This is a genomic window from Streptomyces sulfonofaciens (assembly GCF_014656295.1).
Classification (GTDB): domain Bacteria; phylum Actinomycetota; class Actinomycetes; order Streptomycetales; family Streptomycetaceae; genus Streptomyces; species Streptomyces sulfonofaciens.
Window position 1 is genome coordinate 1 of record NZ_BNCD01000113.1, and the last position, 506, is coordinate 506.

The window sequence follows — 506 nt, forward strand, 5'->3', positions numbered from 1 at the left end:
AGTTCAAAATGGCAAATTTATTGAAAAACGGCAAAACTTTAAAACAAGCTAGAGATGAAATCCTAGCCAGGACAGAAAAAACAGGGCATTATAATGGTCTCAAAAAACTAGAGTTTAAAGAAAGAGATCCGATCGGTTATGAGAAAATGTTCTCTAAACTAAGGGGCGGTATCGTGCATGCTAGAGAAACAGCTAAAAGGATTGCGGCTAGCCCTATTGTTGAGCAAGAGGGGGAATTGTGCTTCACGCTTTATAACGCTGTGGGCGATAGCGTGCTGACTTCTACGGGCATCATTATCCATGTAGGCACTATGGGATCAGCTATCAAATACATGGTAGAGAATAATTGGGAAGATAACCCAGGCATCAATGACAAGGATATTTTCACCAATAACGACTGCGCGATTGGGAATGTGCACCCATGCGATATTATGACTCTTGTGCCTATTTTCCACGATGAAAAATTGATTGGGTGGGTAGGCGGCGTTACGCATGTGATTGATACC

The 506-nt window shown here is 42.1% G+C and carries 1 protein-coding gene; it reads left to right on the forward strand.

Annotated elements, in window-relative coordinates:
- The coding region (locus IE313_RS36785) for a hydantoinase B/oxoprolinase family protein (RefSeq protein ID WP_229925218.1) at positions 1-506 on the forward strand (506 nt) is incomplete at both ends.